Raw genomic sequence first — 25,607 nt, 5'->3', positions numbered from 1 at the left:
AACACATCCGCCAGGAATATGGGGGCCAGGAACCTGGCGGCACGGAAAGCCGCCAAGAAGATCACGGACCGGATTCCGCGACCGAAGAAGAAAGTCACATGGCCGCAAGCGAGGGCGTTCTCGGTCCATCTGCTGACGGCCTCAGGCTCGTTCCTCGCCTTCCTGTCGCTGGTGGCGGCGAGCGAGGAACGGTGGACGGCGATGTTCTGGTGGCTCGGACTGGCGCTGTTCGTCGACGGCATCGACGGACCGATCGCCAGGAAGCTCGAGGTCAAGGAAATCCTGCCGACCTGGTCGGGCGAACTCCTCGACAACATCATCGACTACGTGACCTATGTGCTGATCCCGGCCTTCGCGCTCTATCAGCGCGGCTTCATGGGCGAGGGCCTTTCGTTCCTGTCGGCGGCGATCATCGTCGTCTCCAGCGCGATCTACTATGCCGACACCGGCATGAAGACGAAGGAGAATTTCTTCAAGGGATTCCCCGTGGTCTGGAACATGGTGGTGTTCACGCTGTTCGTCATCGAGCCGGGACAATGGGTGTCGTTCGCGGTGGTGGTGGTGGCCGGCATCCTGACCTTCATCCCGATCAATTTCATTCATCCGGTGCGGGTGGTGCGGCTGCGGCGCATCAATCTCACAATGACCCTCTTGTGGTGCGCCTTCGGCGCGCTTGCGCTTGCGCAGGCGGCGCTCGCCGCCTTCTACGATCAGATCGGCGTGCTGGGCGAACAAGTCAGCACTTTCATCAAGATCGGCATCACCATCAGCGGGCTTTACCTGGCCTGCATCGGTGGCATCATGCAGTTCTTTCCCAATCTCGGTGCCAAGAAGGCCTGATCAGCCAGTCCCATAGAAAGCCTAGCCCATGTCCAAAGCGATCCGCATCCATGCCCATGGCGGCCCGGAAGTTCTGACCTATGAGGATACCGATCCCGGCCGGCCGGGTTCCGGGCAGATCCTGGTCAAGCATACGGCCATCGGCCTCAACTTCATCGATGTCTATCATCGCTCCGGCCTCTATCCGCCGCCCGGCGGCTTTCCGCTCATTCCCGGCAGCGAAGCCGCCGGCGTGGTGCTGGAGGTCGGTGAGGGCGTCGACTGGCTGAAGCCGGGCGACCGCATCGCCTATTCGACGAATGTCGGTGCCTATGCCGAGCAACGCGTCATCGCCGCCGCCCATGTGGTGAAGATTCCCGAAGGCATCGGCGACGAACAGGCCGCTGCGATGATGCTGAAAGGCATGACCGCCGAATATCTCCTGCGCCGCACCTTCAAGGTGAAGGCCGGCGACACGATTCTGTTCCACGCTGCGGCCGGCGGCGTCGGGCTCATTCTCGGCCAATGGGCGAAACATCTCGGCGCAACGGTCATCGGCACGGCGAGCTCGACCGACAAGATCGAACTCGCCAGGGCGCATGGATTCGAGCATGTCATCAACTACAAGGAGCAGGATTTCGTCGCCGGCGTCGCGGCCATCACCGGCGGCAAGAAATGCGACGTCGTCTACGATTCGGTCGGCAACGACACGTTCCCGGCCTCGCTCGATTGCCTGAAGCCGCTCGGCATGTTCGTCAGCTTTGGCCAGTCCTCGGGGCCGATCCCGCCATTCTCGATGTCGCTGCTGGCGCAGAAGGGCTCGTTGTTCGCCACAAGGCCGACGCTGTTCGTCTACAACGCCAAGCGCGGGGACCTTGATGCCTCCGCGGCGGCGCTGTTCGAGGTGGTGCTCAGCGGCGCCGTCAAGATCCAGATCAACCAGCGCTACGCGCTCAAGGATGCGGGCAAGGCGCATGCCGATCTCGAGGGCCGCAGGACGACAGGGACGACCATTCTCATCCCTTAGTCCCGCCAGGCTTGCTATCCCTTGAATTTCCGCTGAAATTCTTGAAGCTCTTTCAAGACGCGTGCCGCTTTCCGTTGAGAGGCGGCGGCGCCTACGATGCTTGCGGGAACACAGAACATATCTGGCGAACCAGATGGGAGGCACTGTGAGTGCAAATCATGACGGGGCGAACCTGCTTGAGGTTCGTGGCCTGACCAAGATATTCGGCACGCTGACGGCGTGCGACCATATCGACCTCAACATCGCCAAGGGTGAAATCCACGCGCTGCTCGGCGAGAACGGCGCCGGCAAGTCGACGCTGGTCAAGATGTTGTTCGGTTCGCTGGAGCCCAATTCCGGCGAGATTTTCTGGAACGGCCAGGCGGTGCGGATCACCAGCCCGGGTGCTGCCAAGAAGCTCGGCATCGGCATGGTGTTCCAGCATTTTTCGCTGTTCGAGGCGCTGACCGCGGCCGAGAACATCGCGCTGTCTCTGGACGACGGTTCGCCGATCAGCAGCATCGCCGCGAAGGCGAGGGCGCTTTCCTACAGTTATGGCCTGCCGCTCGATCCGGACACGCTGGTCGGCGATCTGTCGGTCGGCGAGCGCCAGCGCATCGAGATCATCCGCTGCCTGCTGCAGACGCCGCAGCTCATCATCCTGGACGAGCCGACCTCGGTGCTGACGCCGCAGGAAGCCGACAAGCTGTTTGAGACGCTGGAGCGGCTGCGCGCGGAAGGCAAATCGATCCTCTACATTTCGCACCGGCTCGAAGAGGTCAAACGCATCTGCGACCGTGCCACCGTATTGCGGCATGGCAAGGTGGTCGGCCACTGCAACCCGCGCGAGGAGACAGCGGCGTCGCTTGCCCGCATGATGGTCGGCAACGAGGTGCAGGCCGTGGTGCGTGCTCCGGTCGAGGGGATCGAAACCGCGCAGCCGCTGCTCGAAATCCGCAACCTCAGCCGGAAGCCGGCAACGCCTTTCTCCATTCCGCTCAAGACCATCAGCCTCAATGTCCGCGCCGGTGAGGTGATCGGCATTGCCGGTGTCGCCGGCAACGGCCAGGGCGAATTCTTCGAATCCGTCTCCGGCGAAGTGTTGCAGCAGGATGCCGCCTCCGTGCGCATCCGTGGCAAGGATGCGGGTGGCCTGACCATCACCGGACGGCGCCTGCTGGGGGCCGCCTTCGTGCCCGAGGAGCGCCTCGGCCATGGTGCCGCGCCGCGCATGAAACTCTCGGAAAACCTGTTGCTGTCGCGCCATGCCACCGACGGCAAGGCCTTTGTCGGCACCGGCGGGATGGTCAAGAGCGGTGCTATCTACGCCGCCTCTCAACGCATCATCGAGGCGATGGACGTGCGCAAGAGCGCGCCGGATCCGGAAGCGGCAGCACTTTCGGGCGGCAATCTGCAGAAATTCATCGTCGGCCGCGAACTTGACCGCCGCCCAAGCGTCATGGTGGTCAACCAACCGACCTGGGGCGTCGATGCCGGTGCCGCCGCCCACATCCGGCAGGCGCTGATCGAACTGTCGCGCAGCGGATCGGCGGTGCTGGTGATCAGCCAGGACCTCGACGAACTGTTCGAAATCTCGGATGCGATCGCAGTCATGCACAATGGCGAATTGTCCAAGCCGATGCCGATCGCCGAAGCGACCTTCGAGAAGGTCGGCCTGCTGATGGGCGGCGCCGAGCCCGGCCACGCCGAACACACGCTGGAGACGGCATGATGCGCCTCGAACTCGTCAAACGCCCGCAGCGCTCTGCGCTGTTTTCGGCCCTGTCGCCGTTCATCGCCTTCGCGCTGACGATCATCGCCGGCGCCATTATGTTCGCGCTGCTCGGCGTCAATCCGCTGACCGCGTTCCGGATCTACTTCGTCGAACCGGTCAGCCAGGTCTGGCAGCTGCATGAGTTGGCGATCAAGGCGGCACCGCTGATCCTGATCGCGGTCGGCCTGTCGGTCTGCTACAAGGCCAACATCTGGAACATCGGCGCCGAAGGCCAGTTCATTTTCGGCGCCATCTTCGGCTCCGCCATTCCGGTGCTGTTTCCGCAATTTGAAGGCCCGCTGGTGCTGCCACTGATGCTGCTGCTCGGCATGGTCGGCGGTGCGGCCTATGCGGCGATACCCGCGTTTCTGAAGACCCGCTTCAACACCAACGAGATCCTGACAAGCTTGATGCTGGTCTATGTCGCGCAGCTCTTCCTCGACTGGCTGGTGCGGGGCCCGTGGCGCGATCCGCAGGGCCATGGTTTCCCGCAAACGATCCAGTTCGGCGACTCCGCCGTATTGCCGGAACTGATGCCGGACGCCGGACGCGCCAATTGGGGTTTTGTCTTTGCGCTGGTTGCCGCGGTGCTGATCTGGATCATGATGGGGCGCATGCTCAAGGGCTTCGAGGTCCGCGTGCTGGGTTCCAGTCCGCGGGCAGGGCGCTTCGCCGGCTTCGGCCTCAGCCGCATGGTGTTCTTTGCCTTCCTGCTGTCAGGCGCACTGGCCGGCCTTGCCGGCATCTCCGAAGTCTCCGGCGCCATCGGGCAGCTGCAGCCTGTCATCTCGCCCGGCTACGGCTTCACCGCCATCATCGTGGCGTTCCTTGGCCGCCTCAATCCGCTTGGCATCATCGCGGCGGGTCTGGTGCTGGCGCTGACCTATCTCGGCGGCGAGGCGGTGCAAAGCGCGCTCGGTATTTCCGACAAGGTGGCGAGGGTGTTCCAGGGCATGCTTTTGTTCTTCGTGCTCGGCTGCGACACGCTCATCCACTACCGCATCCGCCTGATCGGCCTGGCGCTGACGAAACCAGAAGGCGCGGCGAAGCTCGACGCCGCGCCGAAGTTGAAGGAAGCCCGCTGATGGACATCACCGTCAACATCCTCCTGACCATCGCCACGGCGGCGACACCGCTGTTGATCGCGGCGATCGGCGAACTGGTGGTCGAACGTTCCGGCGTGCTCAATCTCGGCGTCGAAGGCATGATGATCATGGGCGCGGTCGGCGGCTTTGGCGCCGGCTACCTGACCGGCTCGCCCTGGCTCGGCCTTTTGGCGGCAATCGTCATGGGAGCCGTTTTCTCGCTGCTGTTCGCCGTGATGACGCTGTCGCTGGCGACCAACCAGGTGGCGACCGGCCTGTCGCTGACGCTGCTCGGCCTCGGCCTCTCAGGCATGATCGGCACGAGCTTCGTCGGCCAGCCCGGTGTTAGGCTGCCCAATCTCGACATTCCCGGCCTCAGCTCAATCCCGGTCGTGGGCAAGCTGCTGTTCGGCCAGGATCCTGTCTTCTACATCTCGATCGCGCTGACCGCCGCCGTGATGTGGTTTCTGTTCAAAACGCGCACTGGCCTCACGCTGCGTTCGATTGGCGACAGCCATGCCTCGGCGCATGCGCTCGGCATCAAGGTCATCCGCTACCGCTATCTCTCGGTAATCTTCGGCGGCGCCTGCGCCGGTCTCGCCGGCGGTCATCTGTCGCTGGTCTATACGCCGCAATGGGTCGAGAACATGACCGCAGGCCGTGGCTGGATCGCGCTGGCGCTGGTGGTGTTCGCGTCGTGGCGGCCGTGGCGGGTGCTGGCCGGCGCCTACATCTTCGGTGCGGTGTGGATCGGCCAGCTTCATGCACAGGCTTTTGGCATTCCGGTGCCCTCGCAGATGCTTTCTTCTTTGCCCTATCTGGCAACCGTCGTGGTTCTCGTTCTAATCTCGCGCAACAAGCGTCTGACGATGATGAACACGCCTGCATCGCTGGGGCAGCCATTCGTTCCGGATCGTTGACAACAACAAAAAGACGGGAAGCTCCAAGGCTTAACACAGAGAGGTAACACGATGAAAAAACTGCTTATTGCCCTGATGACGACGGCAGCGGCATTGTCGCTGGCCGCGTCCGCAGAGGCTGCCGACAAGTTGAAGGCCTGCTGGGTCTATACCGGCCCGATCGGCGATTTCGGCTACTCCTACCAGCACGACCAGGGCCGGCTCGAAGTCGAGAAGGCACTCGGCGACAAGGTCGAGACCGCCTATCTGGAGAATGTCTCGGAAGGTCCCGATGCCGACCGTGCTTTCGAGCGCCTGGCGCGCGAAGGCTGCAAGCTCATCTTCGGCACCTCGTTCGGCTTCATGGATGCCGAGGTGAAGGTCGCCAAGAAATTCCCGAAAGTGATGTTCGAGCACGCCACCGGCTACAAGACCGGCGACAATCTCGGCATCTACAATGCTCGCTTCTATGAAGGCCGCTACGTGCTCGGCCAGATTGCCGCCAAGGAATCGAAGTCCGGCGTCGCCGGCTACATCGTCTCCTTCCCGATTCCCGAAGTGGTGATGGGCATCAACTCGTTCATGCTCGGCGCGCAGTCGATCAATCCAAACTTCAAGGCCAAGATCGTCTGGGTCAATTCGTGGTTCGATCCGGGCAAGGAAGCCGACGCCGCCAAGGCGCTGTTCGACCAGGGCGCCGACATCATCGTCCAGCACACCGATTCGACCGCCGCCCTGCAGGTCGCCGAGGAGCGCAAGCTGCACGGCTTCGGCCAGTCGTCCGACATGATCAAGTTCGCGCCGAACGCGCAGCTGACCTCGCTGACCGACGAATGGGGCCCTTACTACATCAGCCGCGTGCAGGCAGCCATCGACGGCACCTGGAAGCCGGACAATGTCTGGCTTGGCATCAAGGACGGCGCGGTCAAGCTCGCGCCCTACACCAACATGCCCGACGACGTGAAGGCGATGGCCGAGGCGACCGAGAAGAAGATCGCCGGCGGCTGGAACCCCTTCACCGGGCCGATCGCCAAGCAGGACGGCTCGGCGTGGCTGAAGGACGGTGAAGTCGCCGACGACGGCACGCTGCTCGGCATGAACTTTTACGTCAAGGGCGTCGACGACAAGCTGCCGCAGTAAGCGGCGCACCCGAATAGGAAAGGGCGCCGCGAGGCGCCCTTTTCATTTGTCTGGAGAAACCGACTGAAGGCTCAGACAGCCGAACCGTAGAGGTCATAGGCGTCGGCACGGTCGATCTTGACGGTGACGATGTCGCCTTGGCGCAGCGGACGGCGCGACTGGATGTGGACCGAGCCGTCGATCTCCGGCGCATCATATTTGGTGCGGCCCTTTGCCGAGGTGCCGTGCGCCTCGTCGATCAGCACCGGCAGGCGCTTGCCGACTTTCTTTGCGAGCTGCGTCGCCGAAATCTTCTGCTGGCGCTGCATGAAGCGGTGCCAGCGTGCTTCCTTGATCTCCTGCGGAACCTGCTCGAGGCCGAGGTCGTTGGAGCGGGCGCCTCTGACCGGCTCGTATTTGAAGCAGCCGGCGCGGTCGATCTTGGCCTCGTCCAGCCAGTCGAGCAGCATTTCGAAATCCTCGTCCGTCTCACCGGGAAAGCCGACGATGAAGGTCGAGCGGATAGCGAGATCCGGGCACACATCGCGCCAGCCGCGGATGCGTTCCAGCGTCTTTTCCCCATGCGCCGGCCGGCGCATGTTCTTCAGCACCTGTGGCGAAGCATGCTGGAACGGGATGTCGAGATAGGGGAGGATTTTTCCTTCGGCCATCAGCGGGATGACATCGGCGACATGCGGGTAGGGGTAGACATAGTGCATGCGCACCCAGATGCCGAGCTTGCCCAGTTCCTCCGACAGATCGAGGAACTTCGCCCGCACTTCGCGATCGCCGAACATGGAGGTCTGGTATTTGATGTCGATGCCGTAGGCGCTGGTGTCCTGCGAGATGACGAGCAGTTCCTTGACACCGGCCTTGGCCAGTTTTTCGGCTTCGCGCAGCACATCGGCTGCCGGGCGCGAGACAAGGTCGCCGCGCAGGGCGGGAATGATGCAGAAGGTGCAGCGGTTGTTGCAGCCTTCCGAGATCTTCAGATAGGCATAGTGGCGCGGCGTCAGCTTGACGCCCTGCGGCGGCAGCAGGTCGATATAGGGATCGTGGCTCGGAGGGGCAGCCTCATGCACGGCGGCCATCACGCTCTCATAGGCCTGCGGCCCGGTGATCGCCAGCACGTTGGGGTGTTTTTCGCGGATCACATCCGGCTCGGCGCCGAGGCAGCCGGTGACAATGACCCTGCCGTTTTCCGAAAGCGCGGAGCCGATGGCATTGAGCGACTCGTCGCGGGCCGAATCGAGAAAGCCGCAGGTGTTGACGACGACGAGATCGGCGCCGTCATGCTTGCGGGCGATCTCATAGCCTTCGGCGCGCAGGCGCGTGATGATGCGCTCGGAATCCACGAGCGCCTTCGGACATCCAAGGCTGACGAAACTGACGCGAGGGGCGGACATAGGCAAGTTTCCAATGGGGGCACGGGCCGAAACGCTGGTCCGGCCTCAAATCGCTGTAAATGTCGGTCTGTGGCGCGTGGCAAGCGCCAATACGCGCGGCGCAATAGCATGGGTTACGCAATCAAGCAAACCGGCCGACAACTGGTCCGCGCCATCGGGATGGTTCAGTGGCCTCCCGAGCCGAACCAGGGCGCCAGGAAAGCGAAGTGCTCGGGAAATTGCTGCACGGCCCCATCAAGCAGCATCTTGACCGCGACATAGAGGATGATCGCCAGGCCGATATAGGCAATCCAGCGGTATTTGTGCAGCAGGCGCGCGACGAACGACGCGGCAAAGCCCATCAAGGCGATCGACAGGGCCAATCCGATGATCAGCACCGTTGGATGATTCATGGCCGCGCCGGCTACGGCCAGGACATTGTCGAGCGACATCGACACGTCGGCGATGACGATCTGCCAAGCGGCCTGCGAGAAGGTCTTGCGCGGGCCCTTGCCGCCAATGACGCCATCCTTGTCGAAATCGCCATTCGATAGCGCTTCGGTGGCGTTGCGCTCGTCATCGTGGCTGACGCGCAATTCGCGCCACATCTTCCAGCAGACCCACAGTAATAGCAGGCCGCCGGCGAGAAGCAGCATGGGGCCAATGGTCAGCAGCCATTGCGTGATCAGGGCGAAGAAGATGCGAAGAACGGTGGCCGCCGCGATGCCGACGAGAATGGCCTGCTTGCGCTGGCTGGCCGGCAGGCCGGCCGCGGCGAGGCCGATGACGATGGCATTGTCGCCCGCGAGCGCGAGGTCGATGGCGATGACCTGAAAAAGAGCCGATATGCCCGCGGTGGTAAATATTTCCATCGACCGGGAAGCCCTTCGCCGAGTGTTCGTTGCCGATTGTCCAGACGGGCCTAAAGGCATGGTCCGCTGGCGTCAAGACGCTGCCGCAGACAACACCGGAAAACCACTTTCGTGGCAGGGGTATTACAGGGGATTTTCAGCCACCGCCGGCTCGTGAGCCGAAGCGGACGAGCGCCTGCGAAAAACTAATCGTAGAGATTGTACTTCGCCCAGTCGGCTTCCGGAATTTCATCGCCGATCCGGTAGCGCAGTTGCAGGACTTCCATGTGGTCCGGACCGGTCTGGCATTTGAATTTCAGCCGATACCACTGTCCCTTGCTGCGGAACGCCGCACCGGGGCTCCTGATCGCATCGGCGCTCATCTCGGGCGTCGCGAAGGCGTAGGCGACAACACGGTCGGCCTTGAACTTGCGGTCATCGTGAGTGATCCGGTCCAGGACTTCAGCATCGCAGCGCTGCTCGAGGCGTGTTTGCGGATCAAGTTTCATCAACCCGGTGCGCAAGGCGTTGTCCATCGCACTGGCTGGGAAAGCCAGCGTCAGGGACGCAATGGCCGTCATGCAGAGTGTCTTCATGGGCGGGACAAGCAGCATGTTTTGTCTGAAAAATCAACCAAGAGGGGCGCTTCATGCTCGGCAAGCCCCCGTATTCAGGGGGTCGACGCAATCAAAATCTCGTGTCGAGCCTCATCGTGCGCCGCCTGCGGCCAACGGACCAGCGAGGCGCGGCCGGCATCGGTGAGATCGTAAACGCCGCGGTCGACGCGCGCGAACCAGCCATAGACATTGTGCTGCAGGATTTTCGGCGCGATCGGCGTCAAGGCCTTCAGATCGCGCGGCCGCTTGGGGCCGTCGACAAGCGCGGCGGCGCAAATGAGGGCGCTCTGGCGGTAGGCGGTCATGATCGGATTCCGCGATCCTCCGCCGGCGACAGGATCGCCGCGGCGGCGCTGGTGCTCGTCGACAAGGCGGGAGCGCTTCCGCGCATTCCTGCGCGGCTCCGGCGCGGCAGGACTGACAAGCACTTCGACCTTGTCACTGGCTGTCACGCCAAGCACGCCAAAGCCAAGCCGGCGGCAGAGGTTGCGGAAGCGGGTGTCGCTTTCGCGCCCCTTGCCCCGCGCCGACATGCGCGCCGCCAGCCAGACTTCGTCGCAAGCGGCCGCACGGTCGACGGCTTGCAGCACCAGTTCCAGATTGAACTGCAGCTTCAACTCGCAGATGACGACGACCGGCGGCTCGCCCTCGCGCAGCGCGACGATGTCGCAGCCGCCAATTTCCCCCTTCACGACGAAGTCGAGATTTTCGAGGAACCGCTTCACCGGCGCATAGAGTGAGGTCTCGTTCATGCCTCAAGGCTTAGCCGATTCGGCGCAAAAAGCCCTCCAGCTTGGAGGAAGGGCGGCGCAGCGGATCCTTAGGGATGAATTTTTCCGAGGAAGGCCAGCAGCACGCTGTTGAACTGCCCGGGCCGCTGCAGCGGCGCAAAATGGCTGACGCCGGGCAGGACGATCAATTCCGATGCCGGAATGCTGCGGGCGAGATAGTTCGCATGCTCGTCTTTGATGAACTCGTCATGCTCGCTTTGAACGATCGCGACGGGCACGCGCGTTCGCGCCAGCTCGGCGGCGGAATAATTGGGTTCGCTCCTCATCATCAGGCTGACGGCTTTGACGAATGCGTCGAACTGGTCCGGTGTCGCAGACAATTCGGCATAGTCCTTGGCGTGCCGGCCGAAACAGCGATCGATAACCGGATTGGGCTCGAAGTCCTTCGTGCCGCTCGGATCCATGTTGCAGCCGAAGAAGAACACCCCCGTGACGCGGTCGGCGGCTTTCATGCCGAGGATCAGGGCAACGCAGGCGCCATCGCTCCAACCGACCACGGCCGCCTTTTTCAAGTTCAGCGTATCCATCACGGCCAGGACATCTGAAGCCATCAATTCGTATTTGTAAGGCCGTTCGTCGCGTGTGCTGCGTCCGTGGCCGCGGCTGTCGATCAGCACGACCCGGTAGCCGTGCTCGACCAGCGCGGGAATCTGAAATCCCCAATTGCCGCTATGGCCGAGACCGCCATGCAACAAGATCACGGGAAGGCCGGCGCCAAACGCGGCGTACCAGATTTTTGCGCCCTCATGTTGCACATGGCCTTCGTCGCCTGCGGCCGGCAGGGGCGTGGCGCCATGTGCTTCGAATTCCCTGAGGTCGTCGTCGTGATAGTCCATGCTGAGAAAGCTCCTGAGGCGAACGCGCAGGACCTAGAATTATTGCTGGTATCAGCCGAGACCAACCCGCGACGAAAAGTCTGCTGCCATCAGGCGACACCACCAGTTTCGGCCGGCAGCCCCCGCGCCATCGATGTCAGGCTTCGGTGCTCGGCACTGGACGATTCGATCGTTTCCCAAGGCGCAGGAGCGGATAGCCGACCTGCCCGACGTAGCTGGACGGGATCGGATCATCGACGCCGTATTTTTCCGGCACCTTGTTGCCGGTGGCATTGTAGGTGCCGAACACCATGTCGAGGACAGGCAATTGCCCCGCGAAGTTCTTGTCATAGGCTTCGCGCTGGTTGGCATGGTGCCAGCGATGGAACTGCGGGCTGGCGATAAGCCACTTCAAGGGGCCAAACGGAATCCGCAGGTTTGAATGAACAAGCAGCGTGTGTCCAAAATAGATGGATGAAAAGACGGCGATCGAGGTTTCCGAGAATCCAAGGAAAAAGATCGGCGTCAGCGATATTGCCTTGGTGAGGATGGCGTCGACCGGGTGGGAGTGGAAGGCGCCGAGCCAGTCCAGCTCCTCGATGCCGTGGTGGACGGCATGGAACTTCCAAAGCGCCGGGATCTCGTGGAAGGCCCGGTGTGTCCAGTAGACGCCGATATCCGTGATCAGGATGATTTCCGCGACCTGCAGCCAGACGGGCTGGCCGCCGACGGCATGCGTCATGGATTGCGGAACCAGGATCGCGGCGGCGTCGAGTGTGTTGGCCGCGATCAGAACGATGACTGCTTTTATGATGAGGCCGTTCAACAGCACATAGATCAGATCGACACCCAGGCCCTTGCGGAGGGTCTTCTGGGGGCGTTCACGGAACAAATGTTCGAACGGAATGAAGATCAATGCGGAGATCAACAGTGCCTTGATGCCAAATATGTCCATTCACCCGCCTCTATGGCCTTGCCTGTGGCCAGCACCCACTCGCGCTTCAGCTCCCGGACAGAACCACAGTTCTCCTTTCCAAAGGCTTGATATCGGTCTCCAGTCATCTGACGGCAGGGCCTGTGGTTGAGAGACGCTCACCTTTGTCACATCGGTGTCGCAACCGGGCGATATCTCAGCATTGCGCGGTTGACGAACGCAGCGTGTGCCGCGCGTCCTCCCAAGACCAACCCCTCCGGTTCCCTGCCGGTGGGGTTTTCTATTTCAGGCGCCATCCTGGCGGTCGCGAACTGTCCTTGCTATCGTGGCCTTCGGTCAGCACAGGACACCCCGTCATGGACGCAAGTGAATTGAGCGCGATCGGCGACACCCACATGAGGATCGTCACGCCCGACATGTCACCCAAGCAGCTTGTCAAGGCAGCCCAGAAAGCCCACCCCAAGGCCTCGAAGAAGGACATCGCGAGAGCGGCCTTCTTTTCGATCATCGCCAATGCGGATCAGGACATCGGCAAGGCCAAGAACCTGCAGGCATTTGCCATCGCGGAGCGTGCCCAGCCGTCGGATTGAGCAATCGTCTGGCGTTGCGCGGCCGCACCAAGCTGCGCGATCTCGCGATGAGTTCGAGGGTCGGCTCGAAATCGAAACAGTGGACATCTGCGAACCGATCAGGTTGCGGGCCTTGCGCGACCGTCTGGCGGGCAGAGGAACGTCGCGTGCCATGGCCCGGGGTGGCATGCCATGGCGCAGGCGGTAGAGAATTGATTGGTCAGCGCCATCCGTTAGACGTTGCCGCCGCCCAGGCGCACAGCGTCAACTTTCTCTGCTGCTTGAAAAAATGGCCTGTTGTGGAAGTACCAGAAAACGCGCGCAACCTCTGCTCTGCCCCTATCGATCATCCGCTTGTTGATGTGGTCTCTCGGGGCAACTTGGACCAGGCTTTGGGGTATTTTGCCACCCAAAAAATGAGCCTGCATGCACAGAGCCGGGGTTAGCTGGTAAATTGTTTTTCGGGCAGCTGTCATCTGATTTGGGCTAAAGAGGGCAACGTCGACCGCCGCCTTGGGGCGTTCAGTGCTGTTGAATAGCTTCTGCGCCGCTTTTTTGGAAACTATGTAACCGCATGCCCCCAAGTGCTGCCCCAGAAGCAGCCGGGCTGAGTACGCTCCCGCAACGGCAAAGTGCTGGCTACCCAGCCTCACTCGATTGAAGAATGTTTCGAGTTTAATGATGTCGGCATTTGGCGGAATCCAACTGCTGTCAACAAGTATCGACCCGGCATCCTGACTAAAAACAACATCGTCCTCGAATACGGCGCCGTATTCATCAGGGCCGTCGGCTATTATTTCCCAGCAGAGCCGATGACTGAGAAAACAACAGACCTCAGTCGCGGTAAGCGGGGGCGCTTCAAACGGAAGCCCTTCTTTCACGTCAATCCCTGCTACGCGCTCGAGGGCTACCCCAATACGAGAAAATTCAGATTTGACGGCAGCAAGCCGATCAACTGACCGGTCAAGATTAATCACCAAACATTTCATTGTCGCCCCGCAACCTAAAACTAAATTATAAGCAATATTGGCGCCGCTTCCGCAGCATATATGCTCCCGGTGGGGGTCTATAACCGCAGCCAAGATGTTCCCGCAACCTTTGTTCGGCTCCAAAAATCAAACGGCTACTGTTTTCGTCCCATCCTGCTCCGGTCGTAACCCCGCTAGGATCAGCCATGGACCGCAGCGCCCTTTTTATGACGCTCTTCGCTCTCGCACTCGGGCGTGTTCGGCACCAGCCTTTCACCGGGCCAAGTCGCCGGCATCAAGGGCGTCCTTGAAGGTTTCCTGCCCCATGGGGATGAACGAGCCAAGACCTGGCCTATGCCCTTGCCACCGCTGTCCGCGAGATGGAAGCGCACATGGTGCCGGTTTAGGAGGGTTTCCTGATGAAGGTCACGCAAATTGATTAGCGTATTCAAGTCGGTAGCCAAATATCTGGCGGAGGGAGTGACAGCCATACTGCTGTCTCATGTCGTCTCAACCAATGAAAATAATAAGGCAATATCAATTCTTTAATCCAAAGCTACTGTCTCGCCCCGTTGCAATTCGCATCATCCAATGCCATTTTTTTTGGCGGGTAAGATGATGGGATAGAGAAATGCCGAAGATCGCGAAGGAACTTTCAGCACTAGCCGTCAAGAACTTGAAACACCCCGGATCGACCACAGCGGGCAACGCTGTGTTTGCTGTTGGCGGTGTTGCCGGACTCATGCTCCAAATCACGCCGGGCAGCGGCCGGTCATGGCTATTGCGCACAACAAACGTCAATGGCCGGCGTTGCGAAATGGGTCTTGGCGGGTATGACGTATCATTGGGCGAAGCCCGCCAGCGGGCGAGGGCAACCAAAGACAAAATCCACAACGGCATCAATCCGCTTCAAGAGAAGCGCGAGCGTCGCAAAGCCGCGATCGAGGCCGCAAAACGCCATCTGACATTCCGCGATGCCGTTGACAAATTCCTTGCCGACACGCTGGCGGAATTCAGGAACGAAAAGCATCGGAAGCAATGGCAATCCACGCTGGACACGTATGCAATGCCCGTCATCGGCAACCTTGCCGTTTCCGAAGTCACCAAACATCACATGGTCGAAATCCTTAAGCCGATCTGGACGACCAAGACGGAGACGGCCACGCGTTTGCGGCAACGTTGCGAACGCGTGCTTGATTGGGCAAAGGCACACGGACACCGCGAGGGCGACAATCCGGCACAGTGGAAGGGCAATCTCAATGCCATGTTGTCCAAGCCAAGCAAGGTTGCGACGGTCGATAATCAGCCCGCCGTTCAGTTAAAAGACGCGCCCACGTGGTTCGCAGCATTGCGCAAACGCCAAGGCACGGGTGCACGGGCATTGGAATTCGCGACATTGACCGCTGCGCGGTCAGGCGAAGTGCGCGGCATGGAATGGCTGGAAATCGATTGGGACGCCAAATTGTGGACAGTGCCGGCATCGCGAATGAAGATGAAGCGCCCGCACGTTGTGGCGCTGTCCGATGCGGCAATGACAATCCTAACTGCGATGAAAGAGGTCGCGACCGCCGACACAGAATATGTGTTTCCGGCGATCCGTGGCGGCATGCTGTCCGACATGACGTTGAGCGCCACCATGAGACGGATGCACGAAAGCGAGATCGAGGCGGGCCGCACGGGCTGGCTCGACAAGAACTCGAAGCGTCCGGCCGTGCCCCATGGGCTGCGGTCAACGTTTTCTGATTGGGCAGGGGAGTTGTCCGACTATCCCCGAGACATGCGGGAATTTGCGCTCGCCCACGCCATCAACAGCGACGTTGAGGCCGCATACCGGCGCGAAACCATGATTGAGAAGCGCCGCGCCATGATGAGCGATTGGGCTGCGTTTTTGCGGGCGGGAACTGACCAAAGCTCTAAGAGATGAGCCCCGGCAACGCTGGCCGAAGGCGATAAGCTCGCGAGCAAAACGGAACGCTAAGCTGTTCAGCAATATCGATCGCTGATCGGGGCGAACCGGAATTATCAGCGGTGGCGCTGAGATATTTCCGCTCAGTTCGATGGGCGGTGCGTGACGCCACCTCTAATTTCGCCTGGCTAAGCGCACGCCGGGCCCACCACCATTCTCTGGAATGAATTCGATGCCAGCGTTCTCCAGGGCACCTTGTACCGCCTGCAGCGTGTTTTCGAACAGAACCTCGCCGCGCTCCAGTCGCGCGATAGTGTTGGGAGAGACCTTGGCGACGGCAGCAAGCTCCCGAATGCCTAGATGAAGAGCTGCCCGCGCCATCCGACACTGGGCCGAAGTTATTGCCATTCGTAGTAACCCTGTTACTAAGTTGTTGCATTTGCTGGCCATAGATAGTAACACTGATACTACCATTGATGCCGACAAGCATCTTGAGCGGTTGGACAGGTGCGGTCACACCTGTCCAACCTAACCACAACCCCAGCTTTCATGGAGCTCGGATCATGGATGATTCCGACAATAGCATGAGTTTGTCTTTCGTCACCCGGCGGCGCTTGCTGGCGGGCACGGCCACGGCCGCCGTGGCATGGCCCTTCCATGTAAAGTCGCGGGCCGCCGAACTGACGGACGGCAGCAGCGCGGCTGATCCTGCTCTCCGTCTGTGTGGGAACTGGCAAAAGATCCACAACGAGACACTGGCGCTGTGCCGCGAACAGCAAAGGTTGGAGACACACCTCGCCAGGACGGTCGGCTTTCCCTGCGCCAAGGTACGGCTTGCCGATGGTACGGACTTGACGCTCCATTCCATCGAGAATCTCAACGATGCCCACTCTCCTGAAAATGAAGTCGAATGGGGCAGGGCGCTTGCGGATTTCACAGCACACCAAGCGCGCTGGGACGCAGCTGATGCTGAGATCGGCTATTCGAGAACAGACGAACTGATCCGGCAATCGGAAACAGCCGAAGGGGCACTTCTGGATGATCTGCCGCAGACAGCGGCCACGTCCATCGAAGGCATTTTGGCCAAGCTCAAGGTCATCCTGCGTGACGGTGAGCACAGGGAACATCCAGACGATTTCCCCTGGCCGCACATCCGCTCGGTACTGAATGACCTCGCTCGGCACCATAAAAATCGATGCTAGGATGATCGCCGGATCGATTGAGCAACCGTCAGATGACGGCTGACGGGCGGTAAGGAAGCGGTCTGCTTCGAAGGATGCTGGATCGGGTAACGTCCTTCACAGCCGCAGCCGCTTCGCGGAAGCCTGCTGTCTCAAACTGAGGGATGGTCACCGATCCGGCGCGGGCCAGGAACAGACAAGCAGCTGGTGGTGTGCGGTTCGCTCCAAAGTTGCCTTGCTTGAGCAACCCATTTTGATGGACGCGCGGCCGACAGTCGTTTCCGGTTTGTCGTATTCGCTCGCCCAGGCCGCTTCCGCGACTCTCGATCAACCCAGCTTCCCGCACATCGTGCATCGCCCTCATCACAGCTGCTCGCCCTTGTCTTGCGGACGCCATGAAACGGGATCGGTGATCCAGCGACTGATGTCGGATTCATGCCAACCTGCACCGTGGATACTGATCTGGATCTGGCGTGGGAACGTGCCCTCGGCGATCTTGCGGTAGATGGTGGACCGGGAAAGACCGGTCCGAGACACGACGGTTTTCAGGCGGATGATCCGGTCTGGTTCGCGCATGGCCGCGCTGCCTCCTGCTGGCTGTTTTTGATTGCTCCTGATCCACAAAGGACAGACGCTTACGGGCCCGCAAGAGGGCTTTGCGCGTCGTCGTAGCCCGGCGTAGAGACGGCGGCAAATAGGATGGGTCTAGGGCCCAATGCCGCTTTTGGAGGAGGATCGTAGGAGTCCTGAAGGCCTTCCGACGAACGAGCAGTCCGATAAGCGCAACCCGTCCTTCAACTCAACCCGGAAGGCCAAGAATGTTGCCGAATATCTTCGGCAAGAGTTCGTCCACGCGATAAACGAACAGTAAGAGGGGGGCGAGTGGGACCGCGGCGTACAAAGCGACCGAGGTGACCAGCTCCCTGTTTATGAGCAGAATACGCATCATCTTGACGTTCATAAAAGCTGAAGAAATGTCAGCGAGGGACTGGATGTCAGCTGTTCCCAAGAATTCATTGTATTTCACATCCGGCGGCCGGACCCACTTCTCGTCGAACAAATGGGCGTAGAGAAAGGTGACATCGGAGAACGCTACCATGCCCTTTCGGCGACATTGCGTGAGCGGCGATGCTAGGAGCAGAAGAGGGCCACAAACGATCACCAGCCCAAGCAGGGTTATAACAAACATGTACAGGTAGACCTGGTTCAGATCCGCTCTGGTGGTTTGGAAGGTCGCAGCAAGCGACGCCGAGTTGACGATCGAAATCACCATGACGATTTTTGTAAGCTTGGTCTGAACGTCTTCGATCAAACCTAAGCCACCCGCCAGGTCGGGGTGTGTCGCCACCAGATCGAGTCGCTGTCGCGAGATGCGCCGTATCATCAGAACCCACAGCGCGAACAGGAAGACAAATCGAACCGCAATTAACCTGAAAACTGGCAAACAGACGGCCCAATACCACCATGTTGCTAGAGGCGCCGTACCGGACAAAGGCTCTCCGCCGTCCCCGTGCAGGCCGCCCACAAATTCCCTTGGGGAGATTAGATTAAGGACGACAACGATTATCACCAACCCGGCGTATACCGCCCAGGAATCGCGCAACTTGACCAGAAAGGCGGCGTCCGCATCGAGTTGGATTTTGGCCTCGTTGAGAACAATCTTGGATCGAACAAGCGACCGGCAACAGCTGTAAATAGCCAGCCCTAACGTCTGTTCGCACCACAGGATTATTGGCAACGCCAGCAGTAAACGGGCGTGAATTGCCATTGCTTCAATCGAGAAGAAGCGCCCGGCGACCCCTTCGGTTGCGGCAAGAAGCGCAAGTATCGCCCACAGGAGTAACCCAAGCCCAAAGCCTGCGGTCGCCAGACTGACGGGCAATCTCCAGGGGCGGGGCCCCGTGGCCAAGATCGAAAAGTCCTCGAACAGCACTTAACTTGCCCGCCAATTTGCGTCGCCCCGACGCAAAATCGTCTCGACTGCGCACATCGGTGTTATTGCCGTGCCATGGCCACGCGCAAAGCGTCCTCGGGCGACACCAGATGATCCTCATCCGCAGCGGCATCGGCGATCGCCAGCTGAATGCCCTTGATCCGACCATTGAAGCGGTTGCCTCGTGGACCGTAATCTTCCGATACGGGCGCTCCACCGTCTGCCGCCACGTCAAGTCCGTCATCCGAGGAGTAAACCATTGCGAGAGTTGCTCCGACGCGGCCTTCGCCGACCTGCTTGCCGTCATAGTAAAGCGTCACGTTGCCGCCTTTGCCGAGGCCGCCGCCATCATAGACGAACTCCATGCGAATCTGATGTTCGCCAGCCGCTAGCTTGTCCTTCGATTCAACGTAGAAGTGCTGAAAGCCGCCGAAGTTGTAGCAGTATTTCAGCTTGCCTCCTTTCATGTAGAGGCTCCAGCCGCCGATGTTGGCGCCCTGGGCTACAATCACGCCTTCGGCGCCGCCCTCTGGCACCACGATCTCGGCCGTCACGGAATGCGATTTGTTCTTGATGTTGAGGACAGTGTTCTCCGAAAGGCGTCCCATGCCGGGGAAAAGCAGCTGGGTGTTTCCCTTGATCAGCACCGGCCGGCCGGCGATTTCGGGATTGAACTTCTCCAGCGTACGATCATCGATCGGCAGCACTTTGTAGCGGGTAGCCTCGATCAACCAAAGACGCTGCAATTCGTGCAGCTTTTCCGGCATTTCCTTTGAGAGGTCTCGCGCCTGGCTCCAGTCCTTCGTGGTGTCGTATAGCTCCCAAACGTCGTCATCGAGTTCAGGGAGCTTGGACTTCACCCAGGGCGTTGAATGCTTTGTCACCGCGGTCCAGCCCTTGTGATAGATGCCGCGATTTCCTAGGACCTCGAAATACTGGGTCTCATGGCGCTCCGGCGCCTGCCTGTCGTCGAAGGAGTACATCATCGAGACCCCCTCAATGGGGTCCTGCTGAATGCCATTGACTGAGACAGGTTCGGGCAGGCCAGCGGCCTCCAGGATTGTTGGCGCAACGTCGATCACGTGGGCGAACTGCGTCCGGACCTCGCCCTTGGCCGCTATGCCCTTGGGCCAATGGACGATCGTCCCGTTACGCGTGCCGCCGAAATGCGAAGCTACAACCTTGGTCCATTGATATGGTGTATCTAGCGCGTGCGCCCAGCCGACCGAGTAATGATTGAACGACTCCGGCCCGCCGAATTTTTCTAGCCTGTCGCTCAGGTATTCCTGCGTTTCGAGTGCCAGAAGGCCGTTGAAGAAGCTGGCCTCGTTGAAGCAACCCGTCACAGCGCCTTCGCCTGAAGCGCCATTGTCGCCGATGATGTAATAAATCAATGTGTCGTCGAGAATGCCGAGCTTTTCGATTGTCTCGATAACTCGGCCGACGTGATGGTCGGCGTATTCCAGAAAGCCGGCGTAGACCTCCATCTGCCGCCGCAGCACGGGCTTGAACTCCTCGGGCATCGACGCGAAATCGGGGATCTCGGCAGGCCGAGCCGTCAATTGGCAATCGACCGGGATCACGCCAAGTTTCTTCTGGCGCGCAAAAATCTCTTCGCGCAGCTTGTCCCAGCCGCCGTCGAACTTTCCCTTGTATTTGTCTGCCCATTGCTTGGGAACATGATGCGGAGCATGGGTTGCGCCAGGCGCGAAATACACGAAGAACGGCTGATCCGGCACAAGCGCCTTTTGCTGGCCGATCCATTGGATGGCCTTGTCGGCGAGATCCTCCATGAGGTGGTAGCCTTCCTCAGGGGTCCGATCCACCTCCACCGGCCGCGTGCCTTCGAAGAGGGACGGATACCATTGGTTCGCCTCGCCGCCGATGAAGCCGTAGAAATACTCGAAGCCGCCACCGCCCGACGGCCATGCGTCGAACGGGCCAACCGAACTCGACTGCCAAACCGGTACTTCGTGGCATTTGCCGAATTGTGCCGTCGAATACCCGTTAAGCTTCAGGGTCATCGCAAGCGGCGCCATCGAATTCGGGCGTACCGAACAATAACCAGGCGCGCCCGTGGCGAGTTCAGTGATGGTGCCCATCCCGGCGGAATGGTGGTTGCGTCCAGTCAGAAGTGCCTGTCGAGTAGGGGCGCACAACGCGGACGTATGAAAGCGGTTGTACTTGAGGCCTTGCGCCGCAAGCTTTTCCGCTACCGGCGTGTGACATGGACCCCCAAACGCGCTTGACGCCCCAAAGCCGACGTCGTCGAGCAGCACCACCAGAACATTCGGCGCTCCCTTGGGAGGACGCAATTGCTCGATCGTCGGGAACTTGCAATCCGGGTCTTTCGCGTCGAAGGTTACGAGACCGCTTCGTGCCGTGTTGCTCATCGGCAGGTGAGAACGATGCCTTGGCTGTTGGTCACTCATCTCGCGTCACCTTGTCTGAGAATGCACCTTGGACTCGGCCGAATGTCGTCGGCTGTAATTCCGAATCCGCCTATTCGTGCGCCGTCTGGCCACCGAGCGGGATTGCGAGGTTGATGAAGCCAGCGTCGCCCTCCAGCCGGTTTTTGGCACCAAATTCGTGGAAATAGCGAAAGCTCGTAACGACAGGGGTTTTTCCGACCAGGAACGTGAAGTCCAGCGCCGGACCAATGGCGTATACTCGTCCCTCGAAGCCTCCCAGAACAGCGCCCGAACCGCTATCGCCGCTGATCTGGTCGTACATGTAGCCGTCGAGGCCGAAGCTCAACTGGCGAGACACATGCAGCATGGCTGCCGCCTCGAGATGGAATTCCGTTCCGGTTCTGTAGTTCGTGTCCGGATTTTCGCCGTTGAAGGTGAAGCCCGCCGCGCCCGACAACTCCACACCTGTCTTCGGGTCCAGATAGGTCAGGGCCGCAGTGGTATCGAAGGCCCAACGATGAAAGCTGATGTTGATCGGGTTGCCCTTTTCCCAGGGACCGATAGGAACATTCACCAACGCGTTGAGCGTGTAATGCAGGTCGCCGTCCTTCCCGCCCCAGGTTGCCCCGATCACGGGATCGCCAAAATCCCAATTGTCTTTCTGGAAATTGTTGCTGATCACGCCGCCTCCCGGCCCGGTCAGTAGCGCATCGGCGTTGAGTGATTTGCCGCCATATGGCGTGGTCAGGGTGAAGGCGAGATTGCCGCCAAGTACATCTTTATTCAGAACCCAAAGAACAGTCGGCAAGGCAACGTAGGCGGTGGCCTTGACATTGCCTGATACCGTCACACCACCAGACTCGTATGCGATGTTGCCGCTTCCCGAATAGCCATAATTCTGCAGGCTTGCGTAGAAGCCCGGGCCGGGCAGGAAGCCGGCCATGGTTGTCTTGGATCCCAGAAGATAGAAACTCGTGCCGCCTTCAGCCGCGACCGCCGGCTCGGCCAGCACCAAAGCGCCGACTGCCGCGATCTGCGCCACCCACCAAGTCATCTTCGTCATGTCGACCCCTCGATCCGTTGACTAGTAAGAACGCTATCCCCAAAGGCTTTTTACGCTCAGCCTCTCGCGCTTAGATTTTTGCTTTGGGTGGCCAAGCCCATGTTATTAGCCATAACTAACGTACCACCCTATTCGACCCCTGTCCGATTATTTCGGGCGGCCGAAAGCTGCACGATGGTGGCTCTCGGCAGGTATCATCATCGGGCAGACCAAATATTAGTAGACGATGATGCTCGCGTTCATTGACGCAGATCAAACCTCCATCAGGTTCGAAGTGCCCCTGCGGTGGCCGCCAGCCGAGCCGCCGTCGCCTTTACCGAGTGAGCCGGTTTACAGGCCCGCGAAGCAGCACATACGGAATGATCGCCAGGACGAGTCCGGCGATTACAGCGCCGACAGGGCGAAAATTCTGGAAGACCAGATACTGGAAGATCAGATCGAGGAGGATGGCGATCAGGAAGACCTTTCCGACCGATTTCCAGCCGCTCTGCAGCATTGCTGGGCGATGCTCCGCATCGCTGAAAAGAGACCAGAAATAAGGGGGACGTCCAGCCTGGGCATCCTTCCTGCCGTCGCGATAAGCGAAAAACAAAGCCATCAGCGGCTGCAGCAGGAGGCGCAAGCTCATTGGCCCGTCAATTCGCGCCAGCAAACCGTCCACGAAGTTCAAGTGGTCACCCATGATCGCCTCCTGTCGTTGCGCCTGGCACCCTATCGCAGAGTGTGCCGCCTCCTGGTGTGATGCCTTCCCATTGATGGTCCGGTCACCTACCTCATGACTGCACCTGCATGATCTCGTCAGCGTAGCGACCTTCGTTGACCAGCTTCGCCATCGTGCGCATCGGCGCATCGATGTGATTGAAAAAATTCTTGTAGCCGGCGCAAAGATAATTGAGCCCGGCTTCGCCATCCGGCGTCGTAATGAAGCGGTTGCGCGGGCACTCGCCGTAACAGGCGAACAGGACTTCACACTCTCGGCAGTAGTTCGGGAGGCTGTCGAACTTGTCGTTGCCGAACTGCCGCTGCTTGTCGGATGCCACCAGCTCGAGCATGTGCGTCTGCTTGATGTTGCCAAGCAGATAATCTGGCTCGACATAATGATCGCACGAGTACAAGTCGCCGTTGTGCTCCAACGCCAGGGCGTTTCCGCATGTGGGCGAGAAGATGCACAAGTTGTGCTGCCCGAGCCAGCTCCCCAGCGCCACGTCGAAGGTCTGCACGAACACCTCGCCGACGTCGCGCTTCACCCATTCGTCGAAGATCTCGCAAAGGAATCGTCCGAACTGCTCCGCTCCAACCGAGCGCTCGGTGACGAGATTGCCGCGCTGCAGGTAGAGGGGCCGCTCGCCGCCCGGTCGCTCGCCCCATCCTTTGTTGGCGAGCGGCAACAGTTCAGGTGTGGCCCGCTCTACGATCGGAATGAACTGTATGAATTTTGCCTGCATCTCGTCGCGAAAAAAGCGGTAGACCTCAAGTGGATGGTCTGCGTTGGCGGCGTGAACCGTGCACAGCAGGTTGAAATCGACCTCATGTCTGCGCAAAGCCTCCCAACCCCGCATTACAAGGTCGAAGGAGCCGCGCCCGCGCTTGTCGACCCGGTAGGCGTCGTGCATTTCTCTCGGGCCGTCGACACTCAATCCGACAAGAAAGTCATGCTTTTTGAGGAAGGCGCACCACGCGTCATCCAACAGTAATCCATTGGTCTGAATCGTATGCTGAATCTTCTGCCCCGGCTTGCGGTGTTTGGCGACCAATTCCATCGATCGCTCGAAGAAATCGAGCCCCATGATCGTGGGTTCGCCGCCTTGCCAGGCGATGTTGATCTCCGGTTCGTCTCGCTGCGAAAGACGCTGCTTGATGTAAAGCTCCAATACCTCATCGGACATTCGGGTCCGATCATTCGGGTAGAGACCGTCTTTCGACAAAAAGAAGCAGTACTTGCAATCCAGATTGCATGTGGCGCCGGTCGGTTTGGCCAGCAAGTGGTAGCCGAGAGTTTCTTGATCCATCTAAGTGGGCCTCTTCTAACGGCGCGAGCAGAGTGTAATACATAAGTGCCCAGCCATCAGCGCTCGTTGCTATCTGGGGTCAATAGGGCCAATTCCGCGATATCGTCCGATCTGCTTCAATTCCATGCTGACTGGACCCGATTTTCGGGGTTCTAATTTTTACAGAATATTGTTTTTGAAGCGGTTGCGTCGCATTGCTTTGCGTTGCCTTGTTTATTTTTACTTTCACGCGGGCCAGTCAAAGATTCGAGCTCGCTACCATAGTTTTCCCGGGTATCCTGATCGACCATCGTAACGGGTGCTGCTATCACCAATCCAGCAGCGCTGCCTGCTGCAGCTGCTGCACCGGTCGTCGCTTGCACGATTGTGTCTCCAATACCTACCCGGCTATCGGTCAGGCTCTGGCCGCCTGCCAACCGTGCCCCGATGAGCTGCACGATTTGCGGCGCAGAGGCGAACTTGCCGTGGTTCAACCTGTCTCCGGATTTGACTTTGGTCAGATCGATGACGGCGACATTCTCGCTCGCGAGCTCATCCTTATAGGGCGACTGCTCCGGGTTGATCGATCCGAGCCGAGGGATATTGCCCCAAACCCGTCGCGAGATTTTGAGAGCGCGGTCGTCTTGGGATACAAAAAGGGTGAACTGCGGATGCTGTTTGCCCATGTCGTCAATCTGAGTCCGGAACACGTCTACATCGACGTCAGGCGCAGCCAGCATGACATTCTTGAACTTCGCCGGCAGGCCGCCATTGCGGATGGCCATCTGACGTAAAGATTCCAACGCCAGCCAATTGCCCATGGAGTGAGCGAGGATCGAAACCTCTTTTATGTCGGGATCGCGAGCGAGGTACTGGAACAACTTCTCGAGGGCATCTCGCGTATAGTTGGTGCTTTCGCGATCGTAGCCATAGGCCAGCGTACTGCCTCGTGACGGCCACGTGACCAGGATCGGAACGCTGTCCGTTCCCGTATCCTTGGCGATCTGCGCAAAGCGGTAAACAGAGTCTTCGAATCGATTGTTGAACCCATGGATGAAGACCAGAACGCTGTGATCCGGGCTCTTCCTGACAGATGCGTGCAGCCATCCCTTCGCTGTCTGCAGTGTTAATTCTTCGGCCTTCACGACCGCGAAATCGGTCGCAGGGTTCGATGGCAGCTTCTTGGGCCATGCGACCTCCCCAACTTTGCGGACCGATGCGGGCGGGATCGACACTGTTATGTCCGCAAAGGATGGAGCGCTCCCGCGTTCCCCCGTATACATCTCGGCCGGATTGGCGGACCGACGACGCGTCGTTGTCACAAGCATCTCGATCTTGCTGGATGACGGGGATGTATCGGCCACCGGCAACAAGACATTCGTCGGGCGCGTCGCGCAAGCGGATAGCAAGCCGATAAACGCCAATGCCAACAAGACACTATTAGCGCGCCCGATTCTCGATTTGCTCGGCAACGACATTCGAAGTCCCTCACG

Annotated in this window: 24 protein-coding genes; 9 read left to right on the top strand and 15 right to left on the bottom strand. The window is 59.9% G+C overall.

Annotation, left to right across the window (positions count from 1 at the left end):
* Positions 1–18 precede the first annotated feature (18 nt).
* The 6 genes from pcsA (at position 19) to AC04SF_RS18395 (ending at position 6,723) form a co-directional block, all read left to right on the top strand.
* On the top strand, positions 19–840 hold the full coding sequence (pcsA, locus tag AC04SF_RS18420; RefSeq protein WP_181823851.1) for a phosphatidylcholine synthase: 822 nt from the start codon (positions 19–21) through the stop codon (positions 838–840).
* Between the two features lie 28 nt (positions 841–868).
* Positions 869–1,846 (top strand): quinone oxidoreductase family protein, encoded by a 978-nt coding sequence (locus AC04SF_RS18415; protein ID WP_488478990.1) that lies wholly within the window; start codon positions 869–871, stop codon positions 1,844–1,846.
* 133 nt (positions 1,847–1,979) lie between these two features.
* Positions 1,980–3,557: an ABC transporter ATP-binding protein gene (locus AC04SF_RS18410; RefSeq protein ID WP_488478989.1), complete on the top strand. Its 1,578-nt coding sequence runs from the start codon at positions 1,980–1,982 to the stop codon at positions 3,555–3,557.
* Positions 3,554–4,684: an ABC transporter permease gene (locus tag AC04SF_RS18405; RefSeq protein WP_488478988.1), complete on the top strand. Its 1,131-nt coding sequence runs from the start codon at positions 3,554–3,556 to the stop codon at positions 4,682–4,684. The genes AC04SF_RS18410 and AC04SF_RS18405 overlap by 4 nt, the downstream gene beginning before the upstream one ends.
* The gene (locus tag AC04SF_RS18400; protein WP_095200234.1) at positions 4,684–5,604 is read left to right on the top strand and encodes an ABC transporter permease; all 921 of its coding nucleotides are present in this window, start codon (positions 4,684–4,686) and stop codon (positions 5,602–5,604) included. The genes AC04SF_RS18405 and AC04SF_RS18400 overlap by 1 nt, the downstream gene beginning before the upstream one ends.
* Positions 5,605–5,655: 51 nt before the next feature.
* A complete protein-coding gene (locus tag AC04SF_RS18395) occupies positions 5,656–6,723 on the top strand; it encodes a BMP family ABC transporter substrate-binding protein (RefSeq protein WP_488478987.1) in 1,068 nt (355 codons plus the stop codon).
* A gap of 71 nt (positions 6,724–6,794) precedes the next feature.
* Here the strand turns inward: AC04SF_RS18395 and rimO are convergent, their stop codons facing one another.
* The 6 genes from rimO to AC04SF_RS18365 form a co-directional block, all read right to left on the bottom strand.
* A complete protein-coding gene (gene rimO, locus AC04SF_RS18390) occupies positions 6,795–8,108 on the bottom strand; it encodes a 30S ribosomal protein S12 methylthiotransferase RimO (protein WP_096445932.1) in 1,314 nt (437 codons plus the stop codon).
* 164 nt (positions 8,109–8,272) lie between these two features.
* Positions 8,273–8,959 carry a TerC family protein gene (locus AC04SF_RS18385; RefSeq protein ID WP_488478986.1) on the bottom strand — a complete coding sequence of 229 codons (687 nt, stop codon included), beginning with the start codon at positions 8,957–8,959 and terminating at the stop codon, positions 8,273–8,275.
* Positions 8,960–9,144: 185 nt separating this feature from the next.
* Complete coding sequence (locus AC04SF_RS18380; protein WP_488478985.1) at positions 9,145–9,552, bottom strand: DUF930 domain-containing protein; 408 nt, start codon at positions 9,550–9,552, stop codon at positions 9,145–9,147.
* Between the two features lie 56 nt (positions 9,553–9,608).
* Positions 9,609–10,307: a DUF2161 domain-containing phosphodiesterase gene (locus tag AC04SF_RS18375; protein WP_488478984.1), complete on the bottom strand. Its 699-nt coding sequence runs from the start codon at positions 10,305–10,307 to the stop codon at positions 9,609–9,611.
* A 68-nt stretch (positions 10,308–10,375) separates the two neighbouring features.
* Positions 10,376–11,182, bottom strand: coding sequence for an alpha/beta fold hydrolase (locus AC04SF_RS18370; protein ID WP_488478983.1), 807 nt, complete (start codon positions 11,180–11,182; stop codon positions 10,376–10,378).
* 136 nt (positions 11,183–11,318) lie between these two features.
* A complete protein-coding gene (locus AC04SF_RS18365) occupies positions 11,319–12,116 on the bottom strand; it encodes a sterol desaturase family protein (protein ID WP_488478982.1) in 798 nt (265 codons plus the stop codon).
* Between the two features lie 335 nt (positions 12,117–12,451).
* Between AC04SF_RS18365 and AC04SF_RS18360 the strand changes: the two genes are divergently transcribed.
* A complete protein-coding gene (locus AC04SF_RS18360; RefSeq protein WP_488478981.1) occupies positions 12,452–12,685 on the top strand; it encodes a hypothetical protein in 234 nt (77 codons plus the stop codon).
* Positions 12,686–12,897: 212 nt separating this feature from the next.
* Here the strand turns inward: AC04SF_RS18360 and AC04SF_RS18355 are convergent, their stop codons facing one another.
* Positions 12,898–13,641: a glycosyltransferase family 25 protein gene (locus AC04SF_RS18355; RefSeq protein ID WP_488478980.1), complete on the bottom strand. Its 744-nt coding sequence runs from the start codon at positions 13,639–13,641 to the stop codon at positions 12,898–12,900.
* Between the two features lie 622 nt (positions 13,642–14,263).
* On the opposite strand from AC04SF_RS18355, the gene AC04SF_RS18350 reads away from it, so the two are divergent.
* A complete protein-coding gene (locus AC04SF_RS18350; protein ID WP_488478979.1) occupies positions 14,264–15,556 on the top strand; it encodes a tyrosine-type recombinase/integrase in 1,293 nt (430 codons plus the stop codon).
* 156 nt (positions 15,557–15,712) lie between these two features.
* Here AC04SF_RS18350 and AC04SF_RS18345 read toward each other — a convergent pair whose 3' ends face one another.
* Complete coding sequence (locus tag AC04SF_RS18345; RefSeq protein WP_488479183.1) at positions 15,713–15,919, bottom strand: helix-turn-helix domain-containing protein; 207 nt, start codon at positions 15,917–15,919, stop codon at positions 15,713–15,715.
* Positions 15,920–16,101: 182 nt separating this feature from the next.
* On the opposite strand from AC04SF_RS18345, the gene AC04SF_RS18340 reads away from it, so the two are divergent.
* Positions 16,102–16,740, top strand: a complete 639-nt coding sequence (locus tag AC04SF_RS18340; RefSeq protein ID WP_488478978.1) for a hypothetical protein — start codon at positions 16,102–16,104, stop codon at positions 16,738–16,740.
* Between the two features lie 342 nt (positions 16,741–17,082).
* On the opposite strand, the gene AC04SF_RS18335 is transcribed toward AC04SF_RS18340, so the two are convergent.
* The 7 genes from AC04SF_RS18335 to AC04SF_RS18305 form a co-directional block, all read right to left on the bottom strand.
* Positions 17,083–17,295, bottom strand: a complete 213-nt coding sequence (locus AC04SF_RS18335; protein ID WP_488478977.1) for a helix-turn-helix transcriptional regulator — start codon at positions 17,293–17,295, stop codon at positions 17,083–17,085.
* A gap of 223 nt (positions 17,296–17,518) precedes the next feature.
* Positions 17,519–18,652 carry a hypothetical protein gene (locus tag AC04SF_RS18330; RefSeq protein ID WP_488478976.1) on the bottom strand — a complete coding sequence of 378 codons (1,134 nt, stop codon included), beginning with the start codon at positions 18,650–18,652 and terminating at the stop codon, positions 17,519–17,521.
* Between the two features lie 62 nt (positions 18,653–18,714).
* Positions 18,715–21,084, bottom strand: a complete 2,370-nt coding sequence (locus AC04SF_RS18325; protein WP_488478975.1) for an arylsulfatase — start codon at positions 21,082–21,084, stop codon at positions 18,715–18,717.
* A 70-nt stretch (positions 21,085–21,154) separates the two neighbouring features.
* Positions 21,155–22,126, bottom strand: coding sequence for a SphA family protein (locus tag AC04SF_RS18320; protein WP_488478974.1), 972 nt, complete (start codon positions 22,124–22,126; stop codon positions 21,155–21,157).
* Between the two features lie 313 nt (positions 22,127–22,439).
* The gene (locus AC04SF_RS18315; RefSeq protein ID WP_488478973.1) at positions 22,440–22,808 is read right to left on the bottom strand and encodes a hypothetical protein; all 369 of its coding nucleotides are present in this window, start codon (positions 22,806–22,808) and stop codon (positions 22,440–22,442) included.
* A 91-nt stretch (positions 22,809–22,899) separates the two neighbouring features.
* Positions 22,900–24,135: an anaerobic sulfatase maturase gene (locus tag AC04SF_RS18310; RefSeq protein ID WP_488478972.1), complete on the bottom strand. Its 1,236-nt coding sequence runs from the start codon at positions 24,133–24,135 to the stop codon at positions 22,900–22,902.
* A 152-nt stretch (positions 24,136–24,287) separates the two neighbouring features.
* Entirely contained in the window at positions 24,288–25,592 is a 1,305-nt protein-coding gene (locus tag AC04SF_RS18305) for an alpha/beta hydrolase (RefSeq protein ID WP_488478971.1), read from the bottom strand.
* Positions 25,593–25,607: the final 15 nt, after the last annotated feature.

The sequence above is a fragment of the Mesorhizobium sp. CNPSo 4671 genome (assembly GCF_057784245.1).
This window is presented reverse-complemented; position numbering and strand designations above follow the sequence as displayed.